Origin of the sequence: Isoptericola sp. NPDC057191, from assembly GCF_042670225.1 — a bacterium.
Classification (GTDB): domain Bacteria; phylum Actinomycetota; class Actinomycetes; order Actinomycetales; family Cellulomonadaceae; genus Isoptericola.
In genome coordinates this window covers 1-4171 of the sequence record NZ_JBHUWC010000255.1, presented here as the reverse complement: position 1 = coordinate 4171, position 4171 = coordinate 1, and the positions used below count along the sequence as shown (strand labels likewise).

Here is a 4171-nt window from a genome sequence, read left to right as displayed (position 1 = left end):
TGCGGGCGGCGACGGGGGCGCCGCCGCCGCGCCGCGGCGGGGGGGCGTCGGCCGCCGCACGCCAGTCCGCGGCGAACGGGGCCTCGAGCTCGTCCGGCGCACGGTCGGTCAGGACGTCGACCAGGGCGGCGATCATCTCCCGCTGTGCCCCGTACACCGGCTCGGCCTCGCGCGGCGCCATCACGTACGCCACGGCCACGCCCTTGAGCGCGAGGATCTCGTCGGCGGTCTCCTGCGGCACCACGAGCCGCGCGACGTAGCGGGTCAGGGGCCCGTCGCCGAACACCTCGCGCGTCGCGTCCTGGGCCGCCCCGCTGAAGCGGCCGATGAGCTGGCTCGTCGCGTCCTTCAGCCGGGCCAGCGCCCGGCGCGAGCCGTCGAAGTCCGTCACGAGGTATCCCGTGTCACGCAGACGGCACAGCGCGGCGTCGATCGCGTCCGGCTCGTGCCACGCCCCGTACCAGGCGCGCACGTGGTCGGCGACGCGAGCCCGCTCGTCCGCGTCGTCCAGGTTGCGCAGGTCCAGGCGTCCGCCGACCACCGCGTCCTCGACGTCGTGCACCGAGTAGCTGATGTCGTCGGCGAGGTCCATGACCTGCGCCTCCATGCAGCGCGCCCGCCCGCCCGGGGCACCGCGACGCAGCCAGTCGAAGACGGGCCGGTCGTCGGGGTAGACGCCGAACTTGCCGGTCGCACCGCCGTCGGGCCGTGCCGGCCCCGCACCGAGCGCCCACGGGTACTTCACGCTGGCGTCGAGGCTGGCGCGCGTGAGGTTCAGACCCCGGGGCGACCCGTCGGAGGCGAACACCTTCGGCTCGAGGCGGGTGAGCAGCCGCAGCGTCTGGGCGTTGCCCTCGAAGCCGCCGATCCCCTGCGCGATCTCCGCGAGCGCCCGCTCCCCGTTGTGACCGAACGGCGGGTGGCCGAGGTCGTGGGTGAGGCAGGCGGTGTCCACGAGGTCGGGGTCGCAGCCCATGGCGCGGCCCATCTCCCGCCCCACCTGGGCGACCTCGAGCGAGTGGGTCAGCCGGGTACGGACGAAGTCGTCGCTGCCGGGACCCAGCACCTGGGTCTTCGCGCCGAGCCGACGCAGGCCCGAGGAGTGCACCACGCGGGCGCGGTCGCGCTCGAACGCCGTGCGGTGCTTCGACTTGGGCGGCTCGGAGTACCAGCGCTCGGTGTCCGTGTCGGTGTACGACCCGAGCCACTCCTCGCCCGTGTCCGGGCGTGCCGCGGGGCCCATCACGTCGGGGTCGAAAGCGCCCTGCTCGAACGTCTGCACGGGACGAAGCCTAGCGAGCGCCGCCGACGCGCCCCACGGCCTCGACGACGTCCCGCAGCCCGGCGTCAAAGTCCGCGTACCGCCGGGCCCCGAGGGCCGCCGCGAGCTCGCGCTCGACGTCGGCGACGATGGCGTCCGAGCGCGCCATCTGCCGCAGCCCGCGGTCGGTGGGCACGACAAGCTTCGCCCGCCGGTCGTCCGGGTCGGGTCGCCGCTCGACGTACCCGCGCTCCTCGAGCTCGTCCACGAGCTTGCCGATCACCTGCTTGTGCTGGCCGGAGCGCTGCGCGAGCTCGGTCGCGCGGCTCCCGCCGGCGTCGATCCAGGCGAGCACGGCGCCGTGCTGCGGCCGCAGGTCGTCGAACCCCTCGCCCGCGAGCCGGCCGAAGAGGGCGCCCTGGACGGCGAAGAGCAACCGTCCGGCGAGCACCCCCAGGTCAGGCCGGTCGGCCTTGGCCTCGGCGCGCGTGCGCGGTGGGCTCGCCATGTCGCACCTCCGGGGGTCGGGAATATAGTCACCTATGATGACGATATGAACTGGTGACTACAGGATATGCCCCGACCGACCGGAGGAACCATGACCGCCACCCACCGACCCGGCACCACCGTCGAGATCACCCGGTTCCGCGTGCCCGCCGACGCGGCCGACCGGCTGCTCGCGGCCCGTCCGGGGATGCTCGCCGCGTTCGCCGCGGGGCGCACCGGCTTCCTGGGCGCCGAGCTGGTGCGCCTCGACGCCGACACCTGGGTCGACGTCGTGCACTGGGCGAGCCCCGAGGACCTGGCCGCGTCTCGCCGCCGGGGCGGCGACGACCCGGCCGTCGCCGCCTTCTTCGACCCGATCACCGAGCTGGTCTCCTCCGAGTCGGGCACGACGGCCGACCAGGCCCCCGCGCAGCACGCCCGATGAGCACCGCCCCCGCCCCCGCGGCGGTCGTGCATGGCACCGTGGCCCCCGGGTATGAGGCCGTGCGGACCGCGTTCGCGCGCACGCTCGCCGAGCATCCCGAGCCCGTCGGCGCCCAGCTCGCGGTGCACCACCACGGGCGGCGCGTCGTCGACCTGTGGTCGCCCGATACCACCGCCGACACCGTCACCGGTCTGTTCTCCGTCGCGAAGGGCGTCGCGCACCTGCTCGGCGCGCTCGTCGTGCAGGACGGCCTCGTCGACCCGGCCCGCCCCGTCGCCCGCTACTGGCCCAGGTTCGCCGCCGAGGGCAAGGCGGACGTCACCGTGGGTGAGCTCTGGTCGCACGGCGCCGGTCTCGTCACCGTGCCGGAGGGATTCACGGTCGACGAGCTCGCTGACGACGCGGCCCTGGCCGACCGTCTCGGCGGACAGCGGCCGTGGTGGCGGCCCGGCACGGGGTACGGGTACCACGCCCTCGTGATCGGCGCACTGGTGGGCGAGGTGGTGCGACGGGCGACAGGCGCGACCCTCGCCGACCTGTACGCCGAGCGGGTGCGGGAGCCCTTCGACGTGGACCTCTACCTCGGCCTGCCGGCCGGCGCCGGTCCCCGGTTCGTCCCGGTCACCCGGGGCACGGGGGCCCCCGCCCCCCGCCGCACACCGGTGCCGGCGGCCGACGCGACGCTCATGGACCTCGCCTTCAACCAGCACGCCGCCACGCCCACCGACGTCGTCGCGCTCGCCTCCGACCCGCGCGTGCACGCGGGCGGCCCGTCGTCGTCCGGCGCCTTCGGCTCGGCACGGGGTGTCGCCGCCCTCTACGCGGCAGCGATCAGCGGCGACGGGAAGCGACACGCGCTCCTGGCGCCGTCCGTCGCGCGCGGCCTCGCCACGCCGCACGGCGCCGGTCCTGACCTCGTGACGGGCGAGCGCGAGCACTTCGGCGCCGGCTTCGAGCGGATCGCCTCGCGCTTCCGCCATGCACCGGCCCGCGCGTTCGGTCACTCCGGCGCCGCGGGCGCGCTCGGGTTCGCCGACCCGGACTCCGGCATCGCCTACGGGTACACGCGGTCCCTCTTCGGCGTGGGCGGAGGGGCGGCCCCGGAGAACGGGCGCCTCGTGGCGGCCGTCCTCCGGGCGGCCGCTCAGGCCGGCGGCGAGGAGACGGCCAGGCCGCGGTAGACCCCGGTGCGCAGCTCGCGCGCCCACGGCTCGTACCCCGGCATGCCGAGCGTGCGGGCCACCGCGAGCTCCGCCTCGACGTCGTAGGGCACGCGCACGTGCTGGATCCCGAACGGCGCCGGCTCCGTGGAGCCCGGCACGCCCTCGAGGATCGCGTAGACCGGCGTCGGCTCGTCGATCGGGTTGCCGACCGACCCGGCGTTGAACAGGGTCCGGCCGCCGTGGACGTCCACGAAGGCCTGGTGGATGTCGCCGTACCCCACCGTGGTGGGCTCCGGCCCTGGGCCGGTGAGGTCCGTCGTCGCGAACATGCCGTGGAAGTCGTCGCGGGAGTGGTACCGACGCACCCGCGTGTGCACGCTCGTCGCCGACGCGTGGAAGAGCCGGACCGCGCGGCCGCTGAGCAGCAGGTCGTGGCTGAGCGGCTTCGCGGCGAGCCACTCCCGCTGGTCGGGGCGCAGCTCGTCCCGCCACCACGCCAGCTCGGGCGACCCGTCGTCGGGGGCCCCCGGCAGGAAGTCGTCCCAGTTGCCGCGGACGTCCGCCTCGCAGACCTCTCGCAGCCGGTCGACGACGGCGCTCCCCCGCGGCCCCTTGCCCGCGTCGTCGCCGAGGTTGATCACGCGGGTGATCCCCCGGGCGGCGATGTCGGCGAGCACGGCCTCGAGCGCTCCGAGGTTGCCGTGCACGTCCGAGATGACGGCGAGGTGTTCCAGGTCACGTGGCACAGGTCGATGGTGCCACGCCCCCGCCCGCCGAACAGGTGGTGACGCACGCTCTGAGCGCTCAGAGCGTGCG

Annotated in this window: 5 protein-coding genes; 2 read left to right on the top strand and 3 right to left on the bottom strand. The window is 75.4% G+C overall.

Annotated elements, in window-relative coordinates; translation table 11 throughout:
* Both ACFT55_RS19315 and ACFT55_RS19310 read right to left on the bottom strand, forming a co-directional pair.
* Window positions 1–1243 (bottom strand): deoxyguanosinetriphosphate triphosphohydrolase (locus ACFT55_RS19315; protein WP_380245470.1); only part of this gene is annotated, 1243 nt, incomplete at its 3' end.
* Between the two features lie 49 nt (window positions 1244–1292).
* A complete protein-coding gene (locus ACFT55_RS19310) occupies window positions 1293–1769 on the bottom strand; it encodes a MarR family winged helix-turn-helix transcriptional regulator (protein WP_380245469.1) in 477 nt (158 codons plus the stop codon).
* 90 nt (window positions 1770–1859) lie between these two features.
* On the opposite strand from ACFT55_RS19310, the gene ACFT55_RS19305 reads away from it, so the two are divergent.
* Both ACFT55_RS19305 and ACFT55_RS19300 read left to right on the top strand, forming a co-directional pair.
* Window positions 1860–2192 carry an antibiotic biosynthesis monooxygenase gene (locus tag ACFT55_RS19305; protein WP_380245468.1) on the top strand — a complete coding sequence of 111 codons (333 nt, stop codon included), beginning with the start codon at window positions 1860–1862 and terminating at the stop codon, window positions 2190–2192.
* On the top strand, window positions 2189–3373 hold the full coding sequence (locus ACFT55_RS19300; protein WP_380245467.1) for a serine hydrolase domain-containing protein: 1185 nt from the start codon (window positions 2189–2191) through the stop codon (window positions 3371–3373). Before ACFT55_RS19305 ends, ACFT55_RS19300 begins: the two co-directional genes overlap by 4 nt.
* Here ACFT55_RS19300 and ACFT55_RS19295 read toward each other — a convergent pair.
* Window positions 3337–4101 carry a metallophosphoesterase family protein gene (locus ACFT55_RS19295; protein ID WP_380245466.1) on the bottom strand — a complete coding sequence of 255 codons (765 nt, stop codon included), beginning with the start codon at window positions 4099–4101 and terminating at the stop codon, window positions 3337–3339. The genes ACFT55_RS19300 and ACFT55_RS19295 overlap by 37 nt on opposite strands.
* Between the last annotated feature and the right edge of the window lie 70 nt (window positions 4102–4171).

Excerpts from the sequence above, each read along its gene's own strand:
- ACFT55_RS19310 (WP_380245469.1), bottom strand. The coding sequence starts at position 1,769 with ATGGCGAGCCCACCGCGCACGCGCGCCGAGGCCAAGGCCGACCGGCCT.
- ACFT55_RS19305 (WP_380245468.1), top strand. The coding sequence starts at position 1,860 with ATGACCGCCACCCACCGACCCGGCACCACCGTCGAGATCACCCGGTTC.
- ACFT55_RS19300 (WP_380245467.1), top strand. The coding sequence starts at position 2,189 with ATGAGCACCGCCCCCGCCCCCGCGGCGGTCGTGCATGGCACCGTGGCC.